A 24,334-nucleotide genomic window follows, 5' to 3' on the forward strand; every position below is an offset into this window, starting at 1 on the left:
CCCTTGGATCAGACTGTGATGACGTGATTTGAAATCGGGTGGATCGGAACGGCACCGTCGGGCGTGATCAGCACCAGATCCTCGATATGGATCGATCCGCCGATGCCGGTGGCCAACGACGGGCAGTCGACCGACAGGACCATGTTCTCTTCCAGCAGCAGTTGCTCCTTGGAATAGAACCCGCCGAGGTCGAGACCCGGTTCGTCGGTGTGCATCAGACCAACGCTGTGCGGCCCGAAAGTGACAAGGCTGTCGGCGCCGGTCTTGGCCAGGGCCTGCTGTCCGATTTCGGAAATCTGCGCGAAAGGCATACCGGGGCGAAGCTGTTCGCGAATGGCTTCCCAACCGCTGACGGCGGCGGCGGCTTCCTTCTTCGCGGCGGTCGTCCCCTCGCCCACGAAGACGGTGCGGGCATAGTCGCCGTGATAGTACTGGAAGTGGCTGACGCCATCGATGAACAGCGACTGGCCGTCGATGACGGCATCGTCGGTGGGAAGCTGCGATGACACGCGGTCGATCGTCATGAACACCGACTTGTTACCGCGCTTGGCCGCTTCGACATCGAACAGGCGGCGCAAGTCGCGGTAGCCCGCCCCTGCCCGCACCGATGCGACGACGGCATCGACCGCAGCGGTATTGGCCGCAGCACCGCGCTTCATCAGTTCGATTTCCAGCGGCGACTTCACGATGCGGATCCAGCGAAGGATGTTGTCCGCGTCGATCGTGCGGCCGGGGCGATCATATGTCTCGCTGACCGCGGACACGACCTGGTGGTCAGCCGCGATGGTGCCGTTCCAGATGCCCATTTCGCGCATCGCGGCGACGAGTGCCCCGCCCGCTTCGGAATAGAGGTGGTGTGTCGCCAGAACACGATCGGTTTCGCTGCGGCGACGGCTCTCGACCGAAGTCAGCGGATCGCCGGTCGGGTTGGCGAAGAACATCGGGTTCGCTTCGACCTGCTTCGCCTCGCCCGTATTGGCCGATGCCTCGAACAGGAAGGCCGGGATGTCGCCGCGCGAACCGCCGTCGGCAAAGCTGTAATAGTAGATGAAGTGCGAAGTCACGATCGCGGGCTTTTTCGCCGGATCGCGGCTCAGGATCGCGAAAGTCGTCGGCGGCTGACCCCAGCGGGTCAGGCCGATCTGCGGGTAGTAGCCCAGCACGTGATAGACGTTGAGCGGGTCGCCAAGGACCAGGCCGTCGATGCCGAAGCGCTCCATCACCTCATAGGCGCGGGGCAGGTTCATCGGCCCTTCCTGCGACAATGCCTTCAGCAGGGCATCGTCGTTCGCCATGATCGGATCTTCAAACATCTGCAGTGACTCCAAGAGGAACGTCCGTTTTTCCGCGATTGCGGCGTGCTGCCCAACCATAGAGCATGGCCGATGCGATGAAGGACGGGACCGCGATCCAGAAGATACCCCAGCCCACAGCATTGTGGTCGCCGATGATGTCTTCGGTCACGATAGCGACCAGCATCGGGCCAAGCGCATGGCCGACGATCGTATTGAGAAGGCCGGTCAGCGACACCGAAAGCCCGCGCATGTCGGACGGCATGGCCGACTGGAGGTAGGCGAGCGTCGCGCTGCCGACGACGGCGGCGACACCGGCCTGCGACGCGCACAGGATGATGGCGAGGTTGGCGTTGGGCGCCATGACCGCCGAGGCAGACGGGATCGCGAGGAAGGGCACGATCGCCAGCATGACCAGCAGGCCGTTGGTCCCGTGGCGATTGACGATCCAGTCAACCAGCGAACCGCCAAGCATCGGTCCAACGAGGCCGAAGCCGATCGCGATCGGTCCGAAGATCAGGGATACCGCCGCCGGGTCCATGTCGAACTGGCGCGAGACCATGACGATGTTCCAAAGGCCCGATCCGTAGATGCCGAGGAAGAATACCGCGAAACCGAGATAGAGCCCAAGGTAGCGGGTGCGGTTTGAAAGGAGATAGCCGAACGCCTTGCGAAGCTGTTCGCGCACCGGCACCGCGGCAGGCGCGACAGGGCGCTTGGGCTCTTTCGTCGTGAAGAACGCAAAACCGACCAGCGAACCGGCAAGACCACAGATGACGAAGACGATACGCCACGGGCTTAGCTGTTCCAGCACGGCGATGTGATCGAACGCGCCGTCTGCTGCAGCGCCCAGCAAAAGCCCCGCGATCCACAGCGACAGGCCGTTCGCGACCGCCTGTCCCATCAGGTAGAAGCCGATGGGCCGTCCACGCTTGCCGGCAGGGAAAAGGTCCGCGATCAGCGAGATCGCCGCCGGGGCCAGCGATGCCTCGCCCAGCCCGACAAGCATGCGCGAGAGGAAGAATTCGCCGAAGTTCTGTGCAAGGCCGCCACCGATCGTGGCAAGGCTCCACAGCACGATGCCGATGATGATGAGGTTGCGGCGATTGGTCCGGTCCGCGACCAGCCCGAGCCACAGGCCCATCGTCGCGTAGAACAGGCCGAACGCCAGTCCCTGCAGAAGACCGATCTGGACATCGCTGATGCCCAGGTCCGCCTTGACCGGATCGACGACGATGGACAGCAACGTCCTGTCGATCACCGATACGATCGAGGCGAGGAAGAGGAGCCCGACCGTCAGCCACGCTTGCCAGCGCGGCGGATACTGGTGGGTATCGGGCATGGTCGGGCTCGCTTCCATCAGATCAGAGCAGGCCCAGCGGACGGGCGCGCGTCTTGATGTAGTTGCCAAGCCAATCGAGGTTGCGGAAACGCAGGGTACCGCGACCGACAGCTTCCGAAGCCTTGGCCATACCGGCCACGAGGCGGAAGGCCTTCAGCATCAGGAACAGTTCGCCGTTTTCTTTCTCCGCATCGGTGAAGGGGCGGACGGTTTCATAGCCACGCTCGAACCCGGTGCCGATGGCGTCGTCAAAGCCGTAGAACAGGTTGCCCCAGACGAAGTTCTTGACGTCCTGCATCATGAAATCTTCGCCCGCGCCGTCGAAGTCGAGAAAGGTGATCGTGCCCTTCTCGTCAACGTGGACGTTGCTGGGGTGGAAGTCGCAGTGACAGATGCTCATCGGCACACCGGCCTTGAACAGCTCTTCCATCTTGGCGGGAAGACGTTCGGCGATCGTGCGATAATCGTGCAGGTCGTCCGGACGGTCGTAGACGAAGTCCAGCAGGGCCGGGACCGTTTCATCAAAGCGCAGGACGTTGTCGAGCGTGAAGGGCTTGTCGCCCTGGTACTCAAGGCCCAGCAGATGCATTTCGGCAAACTTCGCGCCGATGCGTTCTGCGGTCTCGACACTCAGCATATCGCCGAACTTCTTGCCCGGTGCCCAGGTATAGGCAGCCACGGCGCGGTCGCCTTCGGGCGTGTCGAGCTTGAAGTAGAGCTGGTTTTCACGGTCACGAATGGCGACCGATGCCGGGAAGCCCTTTTCACGCAGGAAATCGAGGAAATCGAGCTCGTAGCTGACTTCGTCGACATCGCGGTAGGTCTTGCGCCAGACGCGAACGGCGAAACGCTCATTCTTGCCCTGCACGAGGTACACGTCGTTCATGCCGCGATAGAGCAGGAAGGTGCTCAGCGGGCCTTCGATGTCGTACCGGCGGGCGATCTCTTCATTCATGAAATGAGGATCGACGACCGAGTGGCTGATCTTGGCGACGGTCAGCTTTTCCTGCGGACGGCTAGGGGTATCGACAGCACTCATCAGTTTTGCTCCTCGAGAAACGGTTGGCCGAAGAAGTCCCGCATGGCCGAGGCAATGGCGGTCACGCCCTCGGGCAGGTCAAGGACGTCCCGATCGAGATCGGGCAGTTCGGCAATGACGTGATTGGGAACGAGGCGGATCGCCTCGATGGAAACATCGCGCAGGCTTTCGGCCGGCTGGATCAGCATGGCGGGCTGCGTCACACCGCGCAGGCGTTCAAAGTCGTAGCTCCACACGCCGACATAGGCCCACGACGACCGGTCGAGCGCGCGGAACTTGTCCATCCACAGCGCGCCATAGCGGTCGAGCGAAAGGCCCGGCTTGCGCGCGCCCACGACATAGTCCCACAAGCCTCGGCCCATGGTAAGAGCAACGTCGCCGCTTTCGTCCAGCGCAGGTGCATTTTTCGCCTTGGCGAGCAGCTCCGCGCGCTCTTCATCGGTGCGCATCGGAAGGCCGGTGACGGCAACTTGCCGCACCTGACCGGGCAGCAAAAGTGCCATTTCGATGGCCAGCAGCGCGCCGGTGTGAAAACCGTAAACGTCGAACGCGCGGCCTTCCGGCAGTCCAGCCTCGGGCAAGGCATCGGCAAGCGCGGCGGTGTAATCCGCCATGGAGAGCGGTTCGGGCGGAGCGTCGGACATGCCGTAACCCGGCGTGTCGAGTGCGATGACCTGGCGGTCCTTCGCCAGTTCGCGCATCAGCGGTTCGTATTCGAAAGACGAAGACGGGTTCTGGTGCAGAAGCAGGACAGGCGCATTATCGCCCGGCTCACCGGCATGGCGATAGTGGATCTGGCCATAACGCCCTTCGGCGTAGGCGCGCTTGATCGCGATGCTCATGCTCGGTTCTCCAGATAGATCCACGGACGTGACGCACGGTCTTTCGCACGCCACGCACCGATCTTGTCCGCCGACAGCATTGTACGCCCGATTTCATCGAGACCGCTCGCCAGCACTTCGGCAGAACCTTCGTCGATTTCGAAAGTCCAGGTCTGGTCACCGCCGCTGATCGTGCGGGCGGCAAGGTCGACATGCAGCGGACCATCGACTTTCGCCATCGGCACCGGATCGGCAATCGCGGGCAGGACGAAGTTGCGCACGCAATTGCGGCGGAAAATTGGATTGAACGAAGGCGCGACGATCACGCGAAAGCCGTGCTCGGCCAGCGCCCAGACGGCCTGTTCACGGCTGGACCCGCAACCGAAATTCGCACCGCCCAGCAGGATCTGCGCACCCGCATATTCGGGACGGTTGAGCACGAAGTCGGGCTTCGGCTCGTAGCCGGCGTCATAACGCCAGCCTGCGAAAAGACCCTTGGCCAGCCCTTTCTTGGTCACCGAACGGATTTCGCGGGACGGAATGATGATGTCGGTATCGATATCGTCACGGATCAGCGGAACCGCGCGCGAAGTGACTGTCGTGAAGGCGTTCATCGCACGGCCTCCAGCTCTTCGAGTTCGCGCACGCTGGCGATCCGACCCAGCACGGCCGACGCTGCGACGCTGGCAGGCGAGGCAATGTGCGTACGGGTGCCCGCGCCTTGGCGGTTCTCGAAATTGCGGTTGGTGGAGGAGATGACCCGCTCCCCTTCCCCGAATGATTCGCCACCAACGAAGAAGCACATCGAACAGCCCGGTTCGCGCCATTCGAAACCGGCCTCGCGAAAAACGAGGTCAATCCCCGCATCTTCGGCGCGGCGCTTCACACCGCCCGATCCGGGCACGCAGATCGCGCGGACACCGTCAGCCACTTTGCGGCCCTTGAGCACGCGCGCGGCGATCTCGAGATCTTCGAAACGGGCGTTGGTGCACGAACCGATGAAAGCCCCGCCGATCGGCAGACCGGCGACCGGCTGGTTCGCCGAGACGTCCATGTAATCGAGCGAGCGGGCATCGCCGTCCGCGGCCTTGCCCGACGCGGGCGCGAGGCCGAACGGGGCGCTTTGCTGAGGATTGGTGCCCCAGCTGACCATCGGGGCGACGTCTGCAGCATCGAAAGCGAACTCTGCATCGAACGTCGCGCCATCGTCGCTGCTCAGGTCCTGCCAGCTTTCCAGCGCGGCATCCCAGTCGGAACCCTTGGGCGCATATGGACGGCCATTGAGGTATTCGAAAACTTTCGCATCCGGCGCGATGATGGCCGAAAAAGCGCCCATTTCCGCGGCCATGTTGCAAAGGGTCATGCGCCCTTCGATCGACAGCGCCTCGATAGCGGAGCCCGCAAATTCGATCACGTGGCCGCGCGCACCGGCAGAGCCGATCTGCGAGATGACGTAGAGCGCAAGGTCCTTCGCCTGAACGTCGCCGCCCAGCACTCCGCCGACCGAAATGCGCATCGTCTGCGGCCGGACGAGGTTCAGTGTCATCGTCGCCAGCGCGTGCTCCGCCTCCGTCGACCCAATGCCCCAGGCGAGCGCGCCGAAAGCGCCCTGCGTGCAGGTATGACTGTCGGGGCAGACCAGCGTGACACCGGGCAGGACGACGCCTTGCTCCGGCGAAATCACATGGATGATTCCCTGACGTTCGTCATCGAGGTCGAAGAAAGTCAGGCCCGCCGCCAGCGCCGCATCGCGGGTCACGCGGATGAATTCCGAACCGGTCGGCATGATCGTCTCGTCGGTCCGGCCCGGCAGCGTGTCGACGACATGGTCAAGCGTCACGAAGACATTCGCAGGCTCGGCGATGGTACGGCCGGATTCGGCGAGGCTGGTCAATGCGACCCCGCCCGTCCGTTCGTGCAGCCAGATCCGGTCGATCGCGACAAGGGCATCCGTTCCGCCGTCAACCACGTGGCCGTCCCAGATTTTCTGGAACAGCGTTCGCGGTGAGGAAGGGAACGAAAATGTCATGAGTTAATTGGTATAAGACTATATCATTTAAGGGAAGCTGTTTCTGTCATCGGCAAGTCACGCATCATGGCTCGAAAAATCGTAACAAACACCTGATTTAGCGTGATTTATCACCATCCCGACACAGATCCCACACTGCAGGGCAAATCTCCTTTGCCCGCAGAGTGGAGACTCGATCAGTCCAGCGACGCGAGGTCGTGGCGCAGCGGCAGACGTTCACCGTCAAATTCAATCGGCAGTCCCGGAAGCGCAGCGCGAGTCCCGTCTGGCATCGTGACTTCGAGCAAGCCGCCCGCATTGAGCTGCGGATCGTCGAACATGTCTTCCGGCCGCATGATCGGGGCGTAGGGCAGGCCGATTTCCTCGACTTTGGCGAGCAGTTCCTCGCGCGTCATCGCGCCCAGCATTTCGCGGATGTGCGGCAGGAATTCATCGCGCCGCTCGACCCGCTGGTTGTTGGTTTCAAGGTCCGGGTTGGCGAGCAGATCGTCCAGCCCGAACGCCTTGCAGAATGCCTGCCACTGCGAATCGCTGACCACCCCGACGAAGACCTGTTCGTCCGCGTTCGCAGTCTCGAACACGTCGTAGATCGCCCAGGCCGAGACGCGCACCGGCATCGGGCGCGCCGCGTTACCCGTGACCGCCTTTTGCGCCATGTGCTGACCGACAAGGAACGCCGTCGTCTCGAACAATGCACACTTCACGTAGGCGCCCTCACCGTCGCGGTGGCGCCGCTCAAGCGCGGCGAGGATGCCAATCGCGCCGAACATGCCGCCGGTAACGTCGATCACCGATGCGCCCGCGCGCAGCGGACGTCCCGGAGGGCCGGTCATGTAGGCAAGGCCGCCCATCATCTGCGCCACTTCGTCCAGCGCCGCGCGATGTTCATAAGGGCCGGTCAGGAAGCCCTTGGCCGAACAGAAGATCAGGCCGGGATTGTCGACCTTCAGCTGCTCATAGGAAAGGCCGAGCCGGTCGAGCGTACCGGGGCGAAAGTTCTCGATCACGACGTCGGCGGACAGGCACATGGAGCGCGCTTCGGCGAGGCCCTCCTCACTCTTGAGGTCGAGCACGACCGAGCCCTTGTTGCGATTGTACATAGGGAAATAGCCTGCGCCCGAACCCAGCAGGCGGCGCGTACGATCCCCGCCCGGCGGCTCGATACGGGTAACCGTGGCCCCCAGATCGGCCAATACGAGGCCGACAGTGGGCCCCATGACCATGTGCGTGAATTCGATGACTTCGATCCCGGCAAGGGGGAGTTCGCGTTGCGACATCAGTTGCTCCGTACTCGACAGCATTTCCTAATTGATATATGGATATGACAAATAGTCCACGGAGAATATTTCTTGCGCGTTCTGATCAGCGAAGTCGGGCCCCGTGACGGGCTTCAAAACGTTTCCGCCACCATGTCGACCGATGCGAAGAAGGCCTGGATAAAGGCCGAAGCAGACGCGGGAATCCGCGAAATCGAGGTCGGAAGCTTCGTTCCGGCCAAGCTTCTTCCCCAACTGGCGGATACTGCCGAGATTGTTTCCTATGCCCGCACCATTCCGGGCCTGACGGTTGCGGTGCTGGTGCCCAATGCCCGCGGCGCATCCGATGCGATCGCCGCCGGCGCGCACAAGCTGACCCTGCCGCTTTCGGTTTCCGAAACGCACTCGCTGCGCAACTTGCGCCGCACGCATGACCAGGTGATCGAAGAAGCCGGCAAGATCGTTGGCATGATTAAGGAGCTGCCCGAAGATCAGCGCCCGCATTTCGAAGGCTCTTTGTCGACGGCCTTTGGTTGCACGCTGGAAGGTGCCATTCCCGATGCACAGATCGCTTCGCTGGCCGAACGCTTGATGGATGCCGGATGCGACGAGGTCGGGCTTAGCGATACGACCGGTTACGCCGATCCTTCATCGGTGCGCCATCTGGTCAAGCTGGTTCGCGGCGTCGTCGGTGACGACCGCCTTACCGGTATTCATCTGCACAACACCCGCGGGCTTGGCCTTGCAAACGTTCTGGCCGCGCTCGAATCGGGGCTCGACACGATCGACGCATCGCTTGGCGGGCTTGGCGGCTGTCCGTTCGCGCCCGGTGCCAGCGGCAATATCGTGACCGAGGACCTTGCCTTCATGCTGGAGGCGATGGGCATCGAGACCGGCGTCGATCTCGACAAGCTGTTCGCAGTCCGGTCAATTGTAGAGGCGGCCCTTCCGGGCGAACCGCTCTACGGCTTCGTTACGGATGCGGGCCTGCCCAAGGGCTTCACTCAACACACCGGAAAGGCGGAACTGGCGGCATGACAATCGGTACTCACATGGTTCGGGACGACCGCACCGCGCGCCAGATCTTCGAAGACGTCATGGCCAACCCCGCCCGCGCCAAGTTCGGCTTTGGCGAGAAGCTGGCTATCGTGAACGTTGACTTCCAGAACGCCTATACCCGGATCGACGAATTCAAGACCGCGTACGAAACCGATCCGCGCCAGATCGAATATACCAACACGATCTCGCGCCTGGCCCGTGAACGCGGCATGCCGGTGATCTGGACCCACGTCGCCTTTGCCGACGACGCCAGCGATGCAGGCGTATGGGGCACGCGCACCGACACGCCCGACAGCCTGCAGAACATCAAGTACGATTCGCGCCGTCACGAATTCGACGAACGCTGCGAGATCGATCCCGCCGACACGGTTTATACCAAGCGTATGCCCAGCGCGTTCTTCGAAACGCCGCTGCAGAGCCTGCTGGTCTGGCACAAAGTCGACACCGTCGTCGTGACCGGCGGCTCTACCTCGGGATGCGTGCGCGCGACCGCGGTCGACAGCCTCAGCCGCGGATATCGCACGATCGTCCCGATCGAGACCTGTGCCGACAAGCACGAGAGCTATCACTTCGCGAACCTCACCGATCTTCAGCTTAAATATGCCGATGTCGAGCCGGTCCAGACCGTGATCGACTGGCTGGAGGCGCGCTGATGCGGGAGAACGCACCCGATCCCGGCCTTTACGACTTCCGCCGCTGGCCCGATCGCGCGCCGATCCGCTGGCCGGGTGACAAGAAGGTCGCGGTGTGGGTTTCGCCAAACCTCGAATTCTATGAAATCGACCCGCCGGCCAATCCCCACCGCAAGAGTTGGGCGAAGCCGCACCCCGATGTCGTCGGCTATGGCCATCGCGACTATGCCAACCGCGTCGGCCACTGGCGCATGGCGGATGTCATGACCAAGCACGGCTTCCCCGGTTCGGTCAGCCTGTCGGTCGCACTGTGCCAGCACGTGCCCGAAGTCGTCGCCGACGCGAATGAGCGCGGGTGGGAGTTCTTCAGCCACGGCATCTACAACACCCGCTATTCCTACGGGATGGATGAGGCTCAGGAACGCGCCATCATCGAGGATTCGATCAAGACCGTCCGCGACGCGACCGGCCAGACGATCAAGGGCTGGCTTGCCCCTGCCCTTACGCACACGCCGCGCACGATGGACCTGATCGCCGAATATGGCCTCAGCTATACCTGCGACCTTTATCACGACGATCAGCCGGGCGAGGTCCACGTGAAGTCGGGCCGTCTTCTTTCCATGCCTTACAGCCTGGAAGTGAACGACCACTACGGCTTCTTCGTCTACAACATGAGCCCGCGCGAATATGCCGATGCGCTCATCCGCCAGTTCGAGCGCTTGGCGGCAGAGGGCGAGGACGGCGGCACGGTGATGTGCATTCCGCTGCACAGCTACCTGATCGGCCAGCCTCACCGCATCGGGGCGTTCGAGGAAGTCCTGCGCCACATCGCAGCGGACGACCGCGCATGGATCACGCGTTCGGGCGACATCGCCGACCATTACCTTGCGAACGTGGCCGCCCCTGCCAAAGCCACTGCGGAAGAGGGAGCCGTCTGATGACCCTCGACGCATCCTATCTCGAATACCCGAAGCGCCGTCATGGCATGGATCATGACCGTTACGAGTGGAGCGCGCTGCCCCAGCGCCCCGCGATCAACTGGCCCGAAGGCAAGGCCGTGGCGATCCCGATCGTTGTCAGCCTTGAATGGTTTCCGATCCTGCCGGAAGACAAGCCGTTCCGCGCGCCCGGCCACATGGTCACGCCCTATCCCGACTATCGCCACTATACCTCGCGCGAATATGGTACGCGGGTAGGCCTCTTCCGCCTGCTCGATACGTTTGCGAAGCATGGTGTGAAGGCATCGATCGCGATGAATTCGGCGATTGCCACGCGCTATCCGGAAATCGTCGAAAGCGTCACGAACGCAGGGCACGAAATCGTGGCCCACGCTACCGACATGAACGCGACCATCGCTGGCGGTGTTTCGCCCGAACGTCAGGCCGAGATCGTCACGACCTCGCTGGACGAGATCGAGGCGGCATCCGGCACGCGGCCCAAGGGCTGGCTGTCGATCGCGCGTTCGCAGGCGTTTGAGACGCCGGACGTTCTGGCCGAGGCGGGCATCGCATACATGCTCGACTGGGTGAACGACGAACTGCCCTATCGCTTTGCCACCAAGTCGGGTTCGATCATCAACCTGCCGCTGAACCACGAACTGTCGGACCGACAGATCATCACCGTCACGCAGCAGTCGATCGATTCTTACGCGACGCAGATCGAGGACGCCTGCGACTGGCTCGAAGGCGAAGCAGAGACCCACGGCGGGCGCATGCTGCCGCTGCACCTCACGCCCTACATCACCGGCCTGCCTTACCGCATCGACGCGCTCGACGCGCTGATTGGGCGGCTGGCTGCGCGCGATACCACCCTGTTCGCCACGACCGGCAGCCTTGTTGCCAGCGCCGACGAACAACTGCCCCGATAACCGAGCACGAGTAGACCCATGACACGCACTCCCCTGCCGCGAACGCCCAACCGCCTCGATGCCATCGAAGGCAGCCGCGATCTCGATGAACAGATGCTCGGCATGATCGTGTCGCTGGCCAGCGAAGTCACGGTCCTGCGCGCGCGCCTCGATGCCTGCGAACGCCTGCTGGTGTCGACCGGGGCCTTGGAAAAGGGCGCGATCGACGCGTTCGAACCCGACGCCGAAGGCCAGGCCGAGCGCGAGGCACAGCGCCAGCAGTCCATGCAGAAGATCTTCCGTCCGCTGCGCGAAGCCGCGCTCAAGGACCTCGAAGCAACCGAAGGAGCCACGCAATGAGTTCCCTGCCCGATATCACCGAAGGCCGCGCCAAGATGGATCACCCGCTGATCGCGGTGCCGACGCATGACGAGATGATTGAACAGCTCTTCGTCCGCGATCTCAAGGTCTATGTCATGGGCCAGCTGGAACCGGTGCAGGCCAAGATCGCCTCGGCAGAGGAAAAGACGATCGACGGCAATGCCGACAACAGCCGCGTGGCGCGCCTGCGCGAAAAGATGTCGGAGCATGAATCGTTCCGGACCTGGCTTGCCATGAAGCGCGAAAGCCAGCGCCAGCTGTGGTCCACCATCGGCGACAGCGTGGAACGTCAGGCTGCCGACCTTGAGGCACTGGCCGACATTCCCGAGCCCAAGGGTTCGGTTCGCACCAATCCCGATTTCGTCGCGCCGGACTATATCCTGTCGGGTGACATCCACCTGATGCCGGGCGGCAATGCGCACGACGACAATTCGCTCATGCAGGGTGCGGTCATGGATCGCGGCGGCGCGGTCTACATGCTGGGCCGCAATGGCGGCATGTTGAATGACCTTCGCGGCCAGACCGCGATCGCCCACGCGCTGACCCGCTTCCCCGACTTCAAGCCCGAAAAGATCCTCGACCTCGGTTGCGGTATCGGCACCAGCACGGTTCCCGCCGCGATGGCCTTTCCCGAAGCCGAAGTCCACGGCGTGGACGTTGGCGCATCGATGCTGCGCTATGCCCATGCCCGCGCAGAACATCTGGGCGCGGCGGTCCACTTCTCGCAGCAGAGCGCGGAAAAGACCGACTTCCCCGATGCGAGCTTCGATCTCGTCTATAGCTGCGCGCTGTTCCATGAAACGTCGCAGGCAGCGGTGATGAACATTCTCGCTGAATCCAAGCGGCTCCTGCGCCCGGGCGGCCTTGCCGTCCACCTCGAAGTGCCGCTGCTGCACGACAACACCGATGCGTGGGTCGAGCTGTCGGGCGAACTGGAAGCGCAGTACAATAACGAGCCGAACTGGCGCGGTGCGCTGACGGCGGACTATGCCGCACTTTACGAAGCGGCCGGCTTCTCCGACGTCGAAATCGGTTATCAGCCGACCAGCCAGGACGCGCGCCAGGGTCCGTATCGCTTCGGCCCCGAAAGCGAAGGCGTCTTCCGTTCGTGGTTCGTCGCATCGGGCATCGCGCGTTGATGCGCGGCAAGCTCCCCGCAGCGCTCGCGCTGCTCGCCGCCAGCACCGCTCCCGCAGCTTGCGCAACCGTATCCGAGCCCATCGATACGGCGGCAAGCTGCAGCGCGGCCGATCGTACGCACGTGCCGGAACGCATCTCGCTGGCCGATTTGCGCCAGCGTTTCGAAAAGCCGGGTGACCAGTACGTCGATGTCGGCGGTGTCGAACTGCGCTACCGCGACGAAGGCGAAGGGCCGGTACTCCTGCTCCTCCACGGATCGCGTAGCACGCTGAATGCATGGGACGGCGTGGCCGCTCATCTTGCCGGACAGTACCGCATCGTGCGCTTCGACATGCCGCCGACCGGCCTGTCGGGCCCGCTGACCGACGAGGCGATCGCAGCTGTCGGCAGCCCCGAAGGTCTGGTTGCCGGCTTCCTCGACGCTCTGGGCATCGAGAAAGCCAGCGTCATGGGTGTCTCCAGCGGCGGCACGATGGGATACTACTTCGCTGCCAGCTATCCCGACCGGGTCGAAAACCTGATTCTCACCAACACGCCGTCCAACGCAGTTCCGGGCCTGAAGCCCGAAACGCCGCCGGCGCTTGATGCAGCCTATGTGCGTGCTGGCGAAGTCGGTGTCGAAGGGCTGGACTTCTGGTGCGAATATCTCGGCTCGCTGTGGGGTGACCAGTCGCGCCTCTCGTACGATTTCGTCCGCTATTACTACGAGACGAACTTGCGTGAGGACGAAGCGAACCCGCGCGGTCTTCATGCGCTGACTGCCAACATCGATACGACGATGGCGCGGCTCGATGCTGTGAAGGCGCCGGTGCTGATCATGTGGGGCATGCGCGATTACGTGCTGCTGCCCAATCAGGGACGCGACCTCGAAAGCTATCTGAAGAACGCCTCCTCCCGCTCTTTCGTGGAACTGGAAAGCGTAGGGCACTACCCGCCGATGGAATCGCCCGAAGCCGTCGCAGATCTCGCCGACGCGTTCATCCACCGCAACCGATAAGCCCCCATTTGCCCGCGCAAGCCGCAGGCCGCCATCAGGGAGACCACCAAGTGGCTCGCAAGATCATTCGTATCGTGGGCATTCTCGCCCTTCTTTCCGGCCTTGTCTTCCTGGGGTGGTTCGTCGCGGCAAAGGCCGGCTGGCTCGCCCCCGACCGCGCCGAAGTCGTCGAACGCTATGCCGACGCGCCTTCGCAATTCATGGAAATCGACGGCGTGCCGATGCACGTGCGTGTCGAGGGCAAAGAAGATGGCTATCCGCTGCTGATGCTGCACGGCTCCATCGTGAACCTGCACGAATGGGACCCCACGGTCGAACGCATGAAGGACGATTACAGGATCGTTCGCGTCGATTGGCCGCCCTATGGGCTCAGCGGTCCGAACCCGCGCGGCTACACGACCGCAGAGGCTGCGCGGCTAGTCGGACTCGTTCTCGACGAACTGGGCATCGAAAAGACGGTCGTCATCTCGACCTCCAACGGTGCAAACGTGGCGCTGGCACTGAATGAACAGTCGCCTGAAAAGGTCGCTGGCATGGCGTTTTCGATCATCCCGCTCGAACGGCCCAGCCAGACCCGCGAAGTGGACTGGAAGCTACGCGTTGCGGCAAAATTCCATGAAGCGGTCCTGCCCAACTATCACCCGCGCATCTTTTACGAATGGATGTTCAACGACACCGGCCACGAAGGCTGGGTCGCCCCCGACGCCCTGCCGCAGATGGTCTATGACATGAACAATCTGCCGGGCGCGACGCCGAACCAGAAGTCGTACATCGCCGACAACGTCCGCTTGTTCCAGACGACCGACGTTGGCGCGATTGCCGAAAAGGTCACGGTACCCGTGCTGCTGCAGTGGTGCTGGGAAGATACCGTGATCTCCCAAGGCCCGCAGCCGACGATCGACCGCTTTACCAATACCGAAGTGACCGTGGTCGAATACGATCATGTCGGTCACTGGCCGATGTGGGAAATCCCCGACCTGTTCGTGGAGGATATTCGCACGTTCCTCGACGCCAATGGTTTCGACACGCCGGTCGAAGCGTCTTCCGAACCCGCCTCGGCCGTCTCCGAGATCTGAACGATGGTCGCGTTGCAACGACGCTCCCTTCTCGGGTTCATGGCCGCCCTCCCCTTCGCGGGACGGGCGGCCGCTTACGCTGGCGATGCCGCTTCCGGCGAGTGGACGACGCTGACCGGCAGCACCGGACGTGACATTCGCGTGGCAAGCTGGACTCCTGCCGAAACGCGCGGGACGATCCTGTTCTCGCACGGCTTTGCCTCGGCCCCGCGCCACTACATGCGCATGATCGATCGCTGGGTCGCCGATGGCTGGGCCGTCCATGCGCCTTTGCACGTCGATTCGACCGAGCATCCCGACACGGCGCAATTCCAGGGCATGGCCGGATGGGCTGCGCGCATCGAGGACATGCGCGCCCTGTCCGACTGGCACGGCAGCGACCACGTTGCCATGGGGCACAGCTTCGGCGGTCTGACCGCGCTTGCCATGGGCGGGGCGACGACATTCCTGCCAGATGGCGTGGAAAGGCAGTTATTCGATCCGCGCACTCGCGCGGTCGTCGCTTTCTCGCCCCCGGGCCCCCTGCCGCCACTGATCGACAAGGCTGGATACGCAACCATCCGCGTACCCGCGCTCATCCAGACCGGCGACCGGGACGTTCTGCCCGGATCTGACGATCCACAAAGCTGGCGCGCGCACCTGTCGGCGTTCTGGGCTGGTCAGCCCTCGGGCGATCGCTTCGGCCTCGTTCTCGACGGCGTCGATCACTATTTCGGCGGCCTGATCTGCGATCCGGACAAGGTCGGTCCGAATCAAACTGCGCAGCTGGAAAGTGCGATCAACGCATCGCTCGCGTTTGCGGAACAGCTTCTCACTGCAAAGCCCGCGCAATTTTCGGCAAGCTCCACTGGGCGTTTCTATCGCCGCTAAGCGGACAGACTGCGTTTTTGGATATCGCTAACCGCCGACCAAACCGCTGAATTCCGGTCTTTTTGGCATTGGTTCCCACCTAAATATCCGCAGTGCGGCCAAGATATCCAAGGCCATCTCCCTGAAGTCCATTTGTCATATGATGATACCAATAGAAGCGGTCCTCCAGAGATCGCCACTTTCGCAGGGCTTTTGGGTCAGAAAGAAAAATTTCGGCCCCGAAGCGATGGAATCGACTTATCCAGCAAACTCTCACAGGGATCTCGGGATGATTGTCACACGCTACTGCAAATCGCTTCTACTCGCTGGCGCATCGGCTTCGATCGCGCTGACGGGCGGCACGGCCTTCGCCCAGGACGGCGAAGCCGAAGTCACCACGGGCAACGAAATCGTCGTCACGGCACGTAAAACGAATGAATCGCTTTACGAAGTGCCGCTCGCAGTTTCGGCCGTCACGGCCGAGGCCATGGAAAAGCGCGGCATCACGTCGATCAACGACGTCGCCAGCTTCACGCCGAGCGTCAACGTAAACAACAACGCCGCCAGCCGTAACGACCGTTCGGCCCAGCAGCTGATCGTTCGCGGCTTCACGCCGTCGGCCTTCACCAACCCCACCGCATCGCTGTTCATCGACGGCGTTCCGGTCAGCTCGTCGAGCGCGCTGAGCGTGATTTCCTCGCCCGAGCGTATCGAGGTCCTGAAGGGTCCGCAGACCGCGTACTTCGGTCGTAACACTTTCGCTGGCGCCATTAACGTCGTGAACGGCCGTCCCGCAGACTACCTGACCGGTTCGGTCGGTGGCACGATCGGCACGCGCGATTACTACCGCTTCCACGCAGACATCGAAGGCCCGCTGGTCGGCGACTGGCTGCTCTTCAAGCTTTCGGCGGACCACTACGAAAAGTCGGGTTCGTGGAAGAGCGAACTGAACCCGTCGGAAACGCTGGGTGACCAGCAGTCGCAGTCGGGCACGATCACGCTGTTCGCAGAACCGGCTCCGGGCCTGACCTTCACGGCTTTCGGCATGCTGTCGAAGGACAAGGACGGCCACTCGGACCAGGCACTGGTTTCGGCTTACGAAGTCCTTGACGGCGACGGCAACGTTGTCCTTCCGGGTCAGAGCAACTGCACCCTCACCGGTTCGGGCGGCGTCGCTGTTCCGTTCATGTGCGGCACGATCGGCAGCGGTTTCTACGCAGCCAACCAGCCCAGCGCCAACACCACCGAGGACGCGTTCATCCAGAACTTCCTCGCCAACCCGACCGGTCGCCTGATCGATCCGGAAGACGGTGTGCAGGGCTACGGCCTCGTGCGTGAATTCAAGCACGCTCACTTCGTCGCTGACTGGGAAATCGGTGATACCGGCATCACGCTGTCGTCGCTGACGGGTTACAACGACGAATTCTACAGCCAGCTTGCCGACATCGACAACTACGGCTCGACCGGTCTTTCGAACGACGCCTTCGGCGCGGTTCCGGCCGGCGCGCGTGACTACTTCGACTTCCCGTACCTCGTCGAACGTGTCTACAAGGACTTCTCGCAGGAAGTGCGCGCAAGCTATGACGATGGCGGCCCGTTCAACGGCACCGTCGGCCTCAGCTATCTGAACGCTCGCGGTCAGGGTGGCCTTGGCGGCGGCAACGGCGGTCTTGGCAGCACGGTCTTCTCCAGCATCAGCGGCAAGACCCAGAACAAGACCTACGGTGCGTTCTTCGGCCTCAGCTACGACGTAACCGACGCACTGACGATCAGTGCGGAAGGCCGTTACCAGATCGACAAGCTCTACGCTTTCGCGGCGCCGAGCGGCTTCAATGCCACGTCCGATGTGTTCGTTCCGGCAGGTTTCTACGAAGGCGGCTCGCTGCTGCTGAAGGAAACCTACAAGAACTTCCTGCCGCGTCTCATCGTCGAGTATAACGTGTCGCCGGACCTCATGGTCTATGCGTCGTACTCGAAGGGTGTGAACCCGGGCCTGTTCAACACTGCCTTCCTCAACTTCACCGAGGAACAGCGTCAGGCCGCAGCCGACAACGGCATCACCATCGCCGTCGATCCGGAAAAGGTCACGAACTACGAAGTCGGCTTCAAGGGCACCGTCCTCAACGACATGCTCTCGTTCGCCTTGGCAGCGTACTACGCACCGTGGCGCAACCAGATCAATCCGCTGACGTTCAACTACGTCAACGGTGACACGATGCAGATCCTGCGCGGTTCGGGTAACACCGGCTCGGTCGACATGATGGGTATCGAACTGGAAGGTCGTCTTGACCTTGGTGCAGTCGACATCGACTTCGCTGGCTCGATCAACGACAGCGACATCAACGACTTCACCAACGCGACCGTCACCGGCTTCTCGGGCATCACGGACTTCTCGGGCAACGAGAACCCGAACACCTCGAAGTACTCGGCCAGTGCGGGTGTCCAGTACACCGGCGCACTGAACGTCGATACGGACTGGTACGTGCGTGGTGACTGGACGTTCAAGTCCGGCGTCTGGGCTTCGGCGGCAAACATCGCCAAGACCCCCGACCTGCACCTGTTCAAGTTCCGTGCCGGTATCGAAACCGACAGCTTCTCGCTGAGCGCATTCGTCGACAATGCCTTCAACAACAAGACGCCTGTCTCGATCGATTACGGTTCGGTCCTGGTCCCCAGCTTCGCCTACAGCGCGCGCAGCTCGCGCCTGCTGCTCGGCCTGCCTGACCTGCGTACCTTCGGCATCGAAGGTAAGTACCGCTTCTGATCAGGCTCTATCGTCTGGAACAGGGAAAGCCCCTCCTGCCCAAGCGGCAGGAGGGGTTCTCTTTTTGAAGGCGAATTGTCGCAGGATTGATGGCCCAAGAGAAAACCCGCCTCGCGCTTTCGGCGCGGGCGGGTCTTTCGTTTCAGCCGTGAGGGCGAGGGATCAGGGCGCGAGAATTTCCAGCGCGACGCGTTCTGCCGCTTCCATCGCGCCTTCCATGCCGCGTGCCGCTACCGAAGTGTGCTCACCGCAGAAATGCAGCCCGTCACGCGCCTCGCTCAGAGCGAGCGGCAACTGGCTCGCCTGCCCCGGCGCCCAGACCACCCAGTCGCCGCGCGACCACGGATCGTTCTGCCAGGACTTGAAGCCCGCTACCCGGATACGCCCCTTGGCAGCAGGGCGGATGCGTTCGATCTCGGAGACGACGAGGCGTTTCGCCTCGGCCTCGGAAAGCCGGTCCAGCGCCGCTGCCGTATCGCCGCGCGCCCATGCCGTCAGGCTGGAGATTCGGGTCGGATCCTGACCACTGCGGGCAGCCAGAACGATGCCAGCGGCCGTATCGGTCCACATGTTCGCAGGCTGGCCGTCTTCTTCCCAGAAGGGTTCGGAAAACTCCATGTGCACCTGCGTGATCATCATCTGCGGCACGGTGTGGATCGCCATGCGGTGATCGAGCGGCAGGAGAGGATCGAACGCGATCCGGCGCATCGTGCCGAGCGGCAGGCTACACACGACCTTGTCGCTGCGTACGCGTTTCCCGTCGGCATACTCGGTGACGAACGTCCCGTCGGCCAACTTGCTAACCGCGCGCACCGGGCAAGACAGGCGCACATCGGCATCAAGGCCCTGCACCATCGCTTCGGGCAAACGCGAATTGCCGCCCACAACGGCCAGTTCCTCGGTCCCGCCCGCCATCTGTTCGGCAAAGAAGCGCGAGACGAACAACCAGTTCAGTGCGCTCGTCTCTTCCGCGTTGCGTCCCTGCCCGGGGTTGAGATCGTAGGCAAAGCGTATCTGGTCGTCGGTCATCCCGCGCTGACGCAGAAAAGCCGCCATCGAGATATCGAGATGCGCATTGGCCGGATCGGCCCACCCGGCAGGATCGGCCATCGCGCCAAGCGCGCCGAGTTCGGGGAAGACGTAATTTCCCGGCATGATCGATGCGCGCGGGCCGTCGAAGGGATTGGACGGCGCATCGGGCCACGAACCGGCATCGTAGGTCTTGCCACGGACGCTGTAGGTCATCGCGGCAGAGCGGTGCTGCGTTACGTCATAGAGCGGGAGGTCAAGTTCGCGGGCCAGGCCGATGGTGCGGCCATAACCCGCCAGCATCGTGTTCGCGCCGGCTTCCGGATTGCCGGAAACCGCGTCCATAGAAAGGATGCGCCCGCCGACGCGATCCCGCGCCTCAAGCACGACGGTCTTCATGCCATTGCCGGAAAGCAGGCTCGCGGCGTGGAGACCGCTCAGCCCTGCCCCCAGAACGACGACATCGACCTTTTCGACGGCCGTCGTGGCTCGCGCAAAAGCAGGGGCCAGTGCCGCTGCGCCCATCCCGCCGATAAGCGCACGGCGCGTAACCCTGTCGATCATGCCGACATGGCCTTTGCCGCGCGGTGGATCGCCTTGCGAATGCGCGGATACGTGCCGCACCGACAAACGTTGGTGATCTGTTCGGAAATCTGCGCGTCGCTGGGCTCCGGCGTTTCCTTCAGCATGGCGGATACGGCCATGATCATGCCCGGCTGGCAATAGCCGCACTGGGGTACTTGTTCGTCGATCCAGGCCTGCTGGATCGGATGCAGCCCGCCGCCCTGCGGCATGCCCTCGATCGTGGTGATCGCCATGCCTGCGACATCGCCGGTCGCGATCGCGCAACTGCGCAGCGCCATGCCGTCGACTTCGACGGTGCAGGCCCCGCACGATCCTACGCCGCAGCCGAACTTGGTGCCCTTGAGGCCAAGCGCATCGCGGATCGCCCAAAGCAGCGGCGTCTGCGGGTCGAGATCGACTTCGTGATCGGTGCCGTTGACGGTGATCTGCACGCTCATGGCAGGTCCCTCGCCAGGCGCACGCTGAACAGCGAACTGGTCCGGTCCACCGGATCGCGGCCGCGGAAAGTCGGGCGGGCGCGCGTCACGTTGGTCGCCCAGCTTGCCCCGCGGACGCTATGCCTGTCGCACGCGCCGCCAAGATAGGCACTGCCGTCGGTCGGCGTGTCGGCGGGATAGGGCATTTCGTAGCAGTCCTGAACCCAGGTCCAGACATTGCCGACCATCTCGCGCACGCCAAAGGCATTGGCAGGCATGCGTCCAACGGGGGCAAGCTGCGCATAGCCGTCGCTGCACCCCAGCATATCGCCTTCCACATTCGCCTCGCTCGGCGCGGAGGCATCCATGAAGTTGCCATGGTCACAGGCGTCTTCCGGATCGTCGCCCCACGGAAAGCGCGCCATCAGGCCGCCGCGTGCGGTATATTCCCACTCCGCCTCGCTCAGCAGGCGATAGGGCTTGCCGGTCTTTGCTGCGACCCATGCGGCATAGGCAGTGGCATCAGTGAAATCGATGCAGACCACCGGCTCGTTCGGTAAGGGCGGGCGGCCGAGTTGCGGATCGCGCCAGTCCGCGCCGGGCACGACCTTGTAGGTCCCGTCCATCGGCACGATGCAATCGCTAGCCGCTTCATAGCCGGTATCCGCAACAAAGGCGGAGAACTGCCCAACGGTGACCGGATCGATCCCGATGGCAAAGCGCCGTTCGATCGTGACTTCGTGCGGCGGGCCTTCATAGCGGCCCTCTTCACCCTCGTCCGCGCCCATGACGAAAGTGCCGCCGGGCACGACCACCATTTCGGGGCAATCGGTGCATTCGGTGAAAGTCGCACCATCGGCAAGACCGCCGGTGACGCTGGCCAGAAGGCCCAATGCAAACATGCTCATACTGCCACCTCGAAACCGGACTTGATGATGGGAAGCCTGCGCACCGGGGTTCCGGTCGCGGCAAAGATCGCGCTGGCAAGCGCCGGGGCGACAGGCGGCACGCCCGCTTCTCCCACCCCGCCAACGCCTGCGTCTGAGTGGATGAGATCGACCGTGATCTCAGGCGTGCTGGCCATGGAGACGACGGGATAGTCGGCAAACGAGCTTTCCTGCACCACGCCGTCCACGAATTCGATCTGGCCGAACAGGGCCGCGGAAAGGCCGAAGATGATCCCGCCTTCGACCTGCGCCTTCACGTTATCGGGTTCGAGCGCGAGACCGCAGTCGAAGGCACAGAAGACGCGTTCAACCTTCACGAAACCGTCGGTGACGCTGGCCTCCACCACTTGTGCGCAGCGGGTATTCCACCCTTCGAGCAAGGCGACACCCCTGCCCCGACCTGCGTCGAGCGGCGTATCCCAGCCAGCCATCTCGCCGACCCGCTTCAACACCGACACCGACCGCGCGTCGTCTTTCGCCAGCGCAATCCGGTATTCCAGCGGATCGCGACCGAGCTCACGGGCGATGTCGTCGATCGCGCTTTCGGCGAAGAACCCGTTTTGCGACATGGAGACCGAGCGCCAGTATCCGGCGCGGATCGGCAGATCGATCTCCGCCGTGTCCATGCGGCGACCTTCCATCGCGTAGACTTGCGGGATGAGGCCGCCGACGATCGAACCATCACCGAACTGCGGCAGACGATAGGGGGACGGCACCGTCAGCGGCTGCGCCGCGATGCGGCTGTGCATGGCCAGGATCGCGCCGTCATCGCTAAGCGCCGCGCGCGTGCGCACCATGCAGGCGGGGCGGTAGTAATCGTGCCGCATGTCCTGTTCGCGCGACCAGACAAGCATCACCGGAACGCCCGGTACGTCGCGCGCAATCAGAACGGCCTCGCGCACGAAATCACGTTCGTTTTTCCGCCCGAAACCGCCGCCCAGATACGTGCGGTGCAGTGTCACCTTTTCAGGCGCGAGACCGAGCAGTTCGCCGATCTCCGGCGGGATCGTGTCCGCCGACTGCATCGGGGCCCAGATCGTGCAGGCGCTCGCATCGACTTGCGCGGTGGCGCAGATCGGCTCCATCGTCGCGTGGGCAAGATAGGGCACTTCGTAGTCCGCGCTCATCGTGCGCGGTGCATTGGCAAAGGCTTCTTCGAACTCCGCGTCCGAAAGCCCCATGATGAATTCGCGCCCTTCCATCCCGGTCGGGAACGGAAGGATCTTGCCCTCGCCATCAAGCCCCTTGCGCAGCTTGTCGCGGATGGCCTCGGTGCCCAGCCGCACGTCCGCTTCGAAGTCCATCGTCACGGCATCGACCGCCTGCTGCGCCTGCCAGTAAGTATCGGCAACGACAGCCACGGCCTCGTCCAGCGCGACAACCTTCCGCACGCCGGGCTTGGCCAGCGCGGCGTCGGCGTCAAGACTCTTGAGGGTTCCGCCTGCCACCGGCACGTGGGCGATGGCGGCATAGAGCATGCCCGGCAGGACCACATCCATGCCGTAAACCGCTTCACCCGTAACCTTGGGCGGAATGTCCTTACGCGGCGTATCCTTGCCGAGCAGGGTGAAATCGGAAAACGCCTTGAGCTTTACCTCGTCCGGCACGGGCAGCTTCGCCGCGTCCGCAGCGACATCGGCAAACGCAAGCGTCCGCCCGCTGGCGCGATCGGTCAGGACGCTTTTGGCAACGTCGACCTGCTCAACCGGAACGCCAAAGCGCGCCGCAGCCGCCGCAACCAGCATCTGCCGCGCCGTCGCGCCGACTTTGCGCAACGGTTCGAAGTAGCTGGTCACGCCGTCGCTGTTCGCACTGCGTTGGCGGCCAAAGGAATTGGCGAAGGCCTTGTCAGCGCCGGACAGGCGAATGGTCACTTGCGACCAGTCGGCGTCCATTTCTTCGGCGATGATCTTGGGCAGGCTGCTGGCGATGCCCTGCCCCATTTCGGCAGCGGGCGTAGTGATCGCGATCCGGCCATCGGGCTGCACCTCGATATAGGCCGACAGCTTGCCGGAACCGGCGGCAGAGGTGCTGGCATGGGCGACCCGCCCACCGGCCATCACGGCCAGTGCAAGGCCTGCCCCTGCGAGAAAGCGGCGGCGATCCGTTTTCACCGCACTCATAGCGTTTCGAGATAGGCGACGATGTCGCGCCGCTTCGCTTCATCCGAAATACCGCCGAACGACATGCGATTGGCCGGGACCTTTTCGCGCGGCTTGGCGATGAAAGCATCGAGATCGGTGGCCGTCCACTTCAACCCGTCGGCCGCGGCCTTTTCCATTGCCGGCGAATAGCGAAAGCTTTCCTGCGCGGCCGCCTTCTTGCCGACGATCCCGGCAAGGTTGGGTCCGATCTTGGCTGGCGCGCCTTCCTTCACCGCGTGGCAGGCTGCGCATTGCATGAAGAGCATCTTGCCGCGCACGGCGTTGCCTGCAGGCTTGCCGCCCCCGGCTTGCGACTGGGTCACCAGAAGCAAGGAAAGAAGAATACCGCCCGAAACCGCCTTGATCATCAACGCCCACTCCCGTGATAGGTAAGGTGCGATGGTCGCCGCGAGAAGGTGCCTTCCGCATTACCTTCCTCGTTGTTATCCGCATGACGGACAATGCAATCGTTGTGCGGGAACAAAGGAAAGGCTGGACGTCCGGCGCGGCCTTGTGCATGGGGGCGCACCGATGCCTCGGGCCGGCTTAGCTCAGTTGGTAGAGCAGTTGATTTGTAATCATCAGGCCGCGGGTTCGAATCCTGCAGCCGGCACCAGGCACCCTTCCCGCGAAACCCACCTAACCGCCCCTGCGATTAGACATGCCCGACCGGCGTGCTAGAGCAGCGCG

22 protein-coding genes and 1 tRNA gene are annotated in these 24,334 nt (G+C 63.1%); 11 read left to right on the top strand and 12 right to left on the bottom strand.

Going from position 1 to position 24,334, the window contains the following annotated elements; genetic code table 11:
• Nucleotides 1-8: 8 nt before the first annotated feature.
• The 7 genes from KIH45_RS04810 to KIH45_RS04840 form a co-directional block, all read right to left on the bottom strand.
• Complete coding sequence (locus KIH45_RS04810) at nt 9-1,313, bottom strand: M24 family metallopeptidase (protein WP_213174875.1); 1,305 nt, start codon at nt 1,311-1,313, stop codon at nt 9-11.
• Nucleotides 1,306-2,634: an MFS transporter gene (locus tag KIH45_RS04815; protein ID WP_213174876.1), complete on the bottom strand. Its 1,329-nt coding sequence runs from the start codon at nt 2,632-2,634 to the stop codon at nt 1,306-1,308. The genes KIH45_RS04810 and KIH45_RS04815 overlap by 8 nt, the downstream gene beginning before the upstream one ends.
• 22 nt (nt 2,635-2,656) lie before the next feature.
• A complete protein-coding gene (locus KIH45_RS04820) occupies nt 2,657-3,673 on the bottom strand; it encodes a phosphotransferase enzyme family protein (protein WP_213174877.1) in 1,017 nt (338 codons plus the stop codon).
• Nucleotides 3,673-4,515, bottom strand: a complete 843-nt coding sequence (locus KIH45_RS04825) for an alpha/beta fold hydrolase (RefSeq protein ID WP_213174878.1) — start codon at nt 4,513-4,515, stop codon at nt 3,673-3,675. Before KIH45_RS04825 ends, KIH45_RS04820 begins: the two co-directional genes overlap by 1 nt.
• The gene (leuD, locus tag KIH45_RS04830) at nt 4,512-5,108 is read right to left on the bottom strand and encodes a 3-isopropylmalate dehydratase small subunit (RefSeq protein WP_213174879.1); all 597 of its coding nucleotides are present in this window, start codon (nt 5,106-5,108) and stop codon (nt 4,512-4,514) included. Before leuD ends, KIH45_RS04825 begins: the two co-directional genes overlap by 4 nt.
• Nucleotides 5,105-6,523 carry a 3-isopropylmalate dehydratase large subunit gene (locus KIH45_RS04835; protein ID WP_213174880.1) on the bottom strand — a complete coding sequence of 473 codons (1,419 nt, stop codon included), beginning with the start codon at nt 6,521-6,523 and terminating at the stop codon, nt 5,105-5,107. The genes leuD and KIH45_RS04835 overlap by 4 nt, the downstream gene beginning before the upstream one ends.
• A 176-nt stretch (nt 6,524-6,699) precedes the next feature.
• Nucleotides 6,700-7,800, bottom strand: coding sequence for a CaiB/BaiF CoA transferase family protein (locus KIH45_RS04840; RefSeq protein WP_213174881.1), 1,101 nt, complete (start codon nt 7,798-7,800; stop codon nt 6,700-6,702).
• 72 nt (nt 7,801-7,872) lie between these two features.
• On the opposite strand from KIH45_RS04840, the gene KIH45_RS04845 reads away from it, so the two are divergent.
• The 10 genes from KIH45_RS04845 to KIH45_RS04890 all read left to right on the top strand — a co-directional run bounded on the left by KIH45_RS04845 (nt 7,873) and on the right by KIH45_RS04890 (nt 18,523).
• Entirely contained in the window at nt 7,873-8,817 is a 945-nt protein-coding gene (locus KIH45_RS04845; RefSeq protein WP_213174882.1) for a hydroxymethylglutaryl-CoA lyase, read from the top strand.
• Nucleotides 8,814-9,491, top strand: coding sequence for an isochorismatase family protein (locus tag KIH45_RS04850; protein ID WP_213174883.1), 678 nt, complete (start codon nt 8,814-8,816; stop codon nt 9,489-9,491). Before KIH45_RS04845 ends, KIH45_RS04850 begins: the two co-directional genes overlap by 4 nt.
• Nucleotides 9,491-10,408: a polysaccharide deacetylase family protein gene (locus tag KIH45_RS04855; RefSeq protein WP_213174884.1), complete on the top strand. Its 918-nt coding sequence runs from the start codon at nt 9,491-9,493 to the stop codon at nt 10,406-10,408. The genes KIH45_RS04850 and KIH45_RS04855 overlap by 1 nt, the downstream gene beginning before the upstream one ends.
• Nucleotides 10,408-11,337 carry a polysaccharide deacetylase family protein gene (locus KIH45_RS04860; RefSeq protein ID WP_213174885.1) on the top strand — a complete coding sequence of 310 codons (930 nt, stop codon included), beginning with the start codon at nt 10,408-10,410 and terminating at the stop codon, nt 11,335-11,337. Before KIH45_RS04855 ends, KIH45_RS04860 begins: the two co-directional genes overlap by 1 nt.
• An 18-nt stretch (nt 11,338-11,355) precedes the next feature.
• The gene (locus tag KIH45_RS04865; RefSeq protein ID WP_213174886.1) at nt 11,356-11,676 is read left to right on the top strand and encodes a hypothetical protein; all 321 of its coding nucleotides are present in this window, start codon (nt 11,356-11,358) and stop codon (nt 11,674-11,676) included.
• Complete coding sequence (locus tag KIH45_RS04870) at nt 11,673-12,836, top strand: class I SAM-dependent methyltransferase (RefSeq protein WP_213174887.1); 1,164 nt, start codon at nt 11,673-11,675, stop codon at nt 12,834-12,836. Before KIH45_RS04865 ends, KIH45_RS04870 begins: the two co-directional genes overlap by 4 nt.
• A complete protein-coding gene (locus tag KIH45_RS04875; protein WP_213174888.1) occupies nt 12,806-13,834 on the top strand; it encodes an alpha/beta fold hydrolase in 1,029 nt (342 codons plus the stop codon). The genes KIH45_RS04870 and KIH45_RS04875 overlap by 31 nt, the downstream gene beginning before the upstream one ends.
• A gap of 50 nt (nt 13,835-13,884) precedes the next feature.
• A complete protein-coding gene (locus tag KIH45_RS04880; RefSeq protein WP_213174889.1) occupies nt 13,885-14,910 on the top strand; it encodes an alpha/beta fold hydrolase in 1,026 nt (341 codons plus the stop codon).
• A 39-nt stretch (nt 14,911-14,949) separates the two neighbouring features.
• Nucleotides 14,950-15,780 carry an alpha/beta hydrolase family protein gene (locus KIH45_RS04885; protein WP_213174890.1) on the top strand — a complete coding sequence of 277 codons (831 nt, stop codon included), beginning with the start codon at nt 14,950-14,952 and terminating at the stop codon, nt 15,778-15,780.
• Between the two features lie 268 nt (nt 15,781-16,048).
• A complete protein-coding gene (locus KIH45_RS04890) occupies nt 16,049-18,523 on the top strand; it encodes a TonB-dependent receptor (RefSeq protein WP_213174891.1) in 2,475 nt (824 codons plus the stop codon).
• 162 nt (nt 18,524-18,685) lie between these two features.
• Here the strand turns inward: KIH45_RS04890 and KIH45_RS04895 are convergent, their stop codons facing one another.
• From KIH45_RS04895 to KIH45_RS04915, 5 genes are read right to left on the bottom strand one after another with little or no spacing between them, the layout of a single operon-like run.
• Nucleotides 18,686-20,116 (bottom strand): flavin monoamine oxidase family protein, encoded by a 1,431-nt coding sequence (locus KIH45_RS04895; RefSeq protein WP_213174892.1) that lies wholly within the window; start codon nt 20,114-20,116, stop codon nt 18,686-18,688.
• Nucleotides 20,113-20,574, bottom strand: a complete 462-nt coding sequence (locus KIH45_RS04900) for a (2Fe-2S)-binding protein (RefSeq protein WP_213174893.1) — start codon at nt 20,572-20,574, stop codon at nt 20,113-20,115. Before KIH45_RS04900 ends, KIH45_RS04895 begins: the two co-directional genes overlap by 4 nt.
• Nucleotides 20,571-21,461 (bottom strand): formylglycine-generating enzyme family protein, encoded by an 891-nt coding sequence (locus tag KIH45_RS04905; RefSeq protein WP_213174894.1) that lies wholly within the window; start codon nt 21,459-21,461, stop codon nt 20,571-20,573. The genes KIH45_RS04900 and KIH45_RS04905 overlap by 4 nt, the downstream gene beginning before the upstream one ends.
• Entirely contained in the window at nt 21,458-23,623 is a 2,166-nt protein-coding gene (locus KIH45_RS04910; protein ID WP_213174895.1) for a xanthine dehydrogenase family protein molybdopterin-binding subunit, read from the bottom strand. The genes KIH45_RS04905 and KIH45_RS04910 overlap by 4 nt, the downstream gene beginning before the upstream one ends.
• A complete protein-coding gene (locus tag KIH45_RS04915; protein WP_213174896.1) occupies nt 23,620-24,012 on the bottom strand; it encodes a c-type cytochrome in 393 nt (130 codons plus the stop codon). Before KIH45_RS04915 ends, KIH45_RS04910 begins: the two co-directional genes overlap by 4 nt.
• A gap of 172 nt (nt 24,013-24,184) precedes the next feature.
• On the opposite strand from KIH45_RS04915, the gene KIH45_RS04920 reads away from it, so the two are divergent.
• Nucleotides 24,185-24,260, top strand: a tRNA-Thr gene (locus KIH45_RS04920).
• Nucleotides 24,261-24,334 lie beyond the last annotated feature (74 nt).

The sequence above is a fragment of the Croceicoccus gelatinilyticus genome (assembly GCF_018398395.1).
GTDB classification, from domain to species: domain Bacteria; phylum Pseudomonadota; class Alphaproteobacteria; order Sphingomonadales; family Sphingomonadaceae; genus Croceicoccus; species Croceicoccus gelatinilyticus.